Below are 1,722 nucleotides of genomic sequence, written 5' to 3'. Positions count from 1 at the left end.
GGTTGGTGTCGGCGGCGGCTTGGCGGTGCCGGTCGCGGGCAGCGGGGGCGATCCGGGCGCGGGTGTAGGCCCCGAGGAAGGTCACCGCGTCCGTGCTGCGGCCGATCCGGCGCAGCAGGCCGCGGGCGCCCGGGGTGCGGGCCCACCAGATCTCGTGTCCGTGCGTGGTGGCGACCGTGCGGCGGAGGCCGGGCGCCAGCCGCCGCAGGCCGGGCGTCATCGCGGCGAGCGGGGCGGCGGCGCCGAACCAGACCCGGTCGCAGCCGTGCGCGCGGGCTATCGCGGCGGCCCGGCGGGTGGCCCGCGGGGTCGGCAGCAGGGTGCGGGCGCGGTCGCGGATCACCGGGTAGGGGAGAGCGGCGTCGTGGCGCTCCGCGCCGGGTTCGGCCGAGGTGTAGACCACGACGTCGTGGTCGGGGACGCGGTCGGCCATGGCCCGGACGAAGGTTTCGATGCCGCCCTGGCGCGGTGGGAAGTCGTTGGTGACGACGAGGGTGGTGCCCATGGCAGGCCTTTCGGAACGGAGAGCGGAACGGAGACCGGAACGGAGGACGAGAGGGGGAGCAGAACGAGGACGAGCGGCAGCGCGAGGTAGCCGAACCGCCCGGCGGGTGCCAGCAGGAAGGCCGCGGTCAGCCCGAGGGCCAGCCGGTGCGCCGCCGCGGCCGCGGTGCGGGGCGGTCGGAGGAGCAGGGACGCCCCGACGGCGAGCCCGGCGAGCAGCAGCAGGCAGACGGCGGCGTACCGGCCGGGCGGGCCGAGATCGGCGAGCAGCCGTCCGGGCAGCGGGCTGGCGGCCGGGGTGGGCAGCCGGCCGCGCCCGGTGGGGAAGGCGAAGACCTGCTCCGCCAGCGGCCCGGGCGCGCGCAGCGCCACCGGGAGTACGGCCACCGCCGCCGCGCCCACCGTGACGGCCGCCCCGCGCAGCGCCGCTCGCCGTCCGGCCGTGGCCGCCAGCAGGGCGGTCACCACGGCGAGTGCGGGCCAGGCCGTCCACTTCAGCGAGCAGGCGGCGGCCAGCGCCAACCCGGCCGCCACCGGCCGCCGTTCGGCGGCGCGGACCAGGGCGAGCCAGCAGAGGCCGATGAGCGGCAGGTCGACTCCGCTGACGCAGAGCGGCAGCGCGACCACCGGCGAGACGGTGAGCGCGGCGGCGCCGAGCCGGCGCCCGGCGGGCACCGTCCGCAGCACGCAGACCAGGAACACCGCCGCACACCAGAGCCGGGCGTCACCCAGCGGTGACCCGCCCAGCGGCGTGTTGCCCAGCAGCGCCCGGGGCAGGCCCAGCAGGGCCATGCCGGGGAGGTACGGGGTGTACTGGGTGACGGACGCCGGCTCGGCCAGGTACGGCGTGCCGGTGTGCAGCAGCAGCGACCCGGAGCGCTCGATCACCCCGACCTCGCTCTGCCCCCGCCCGTCCAGCACCAGCACGAGCAGCGGCACCAGCACCGCCCCGACGGCGGCGAGCGCCACCGACACCTCACGCCCGCGCCGCCGTACCAGCGCCACGGCGAGTGCCGCCGACAGGTACCCGCAGGCCGCGAAGGTCCCCCAACTCCGGTGCGGCCCGAGCCCGGACAGCACCGGAAACGCCCCCGCCCACCCGGCCGCCACCAGCCACCCGCCGCACCACCACCACGCCCGTTTCGTCACCCCTTCATTGCATCGCCGCAGCTCGGCGGGGTCATCACGGCCAGGTCGAGTCCTGTGGTCGGGTTTCCC

At 77.7% G+C, this 1,722-nt stretch carries 2 protein-coding genes; both read right to left on the bottom strand.

Annotated elements, in window-relative coordinates:
- The coding region (locus ACIQOV_RS40340) for a glycosyltransferase (RefSeq protein WP_401055972.1) at window positions 1-433 on the bottom strand (433 nt) is incomplete at its 3' end.
- Window positions 340-1,653, bottom strand: coding sequence for a glycosyltransferase 87 family protein (locus ACIQOV_RS40335; protein ID WP_401055970.1), 1,314 nt, complete (start codon window positions 1,651-1,653; stop codon window positions 340-342). The genes ACIQOV_RS40340 and ACIQOV_RS40335, both read right to left, overlap by 94 nt.
- Window positions 1,654-1,722: the final 69 nt, after the last annotated feature.

This window comes from Kitasatospora sp. NPDC091257, assembly GCF_044757675.1.
Classification (GTDB): Bacteria; Actinomycetota; Actinomycetes; order Streptomycetales; family Streptomycetaceae; genus Kitasatospora; species Kitasatospora lactacystinica.
This window is presented reverse-complemented; position numbering and strand designations above follow the sequence as displayed.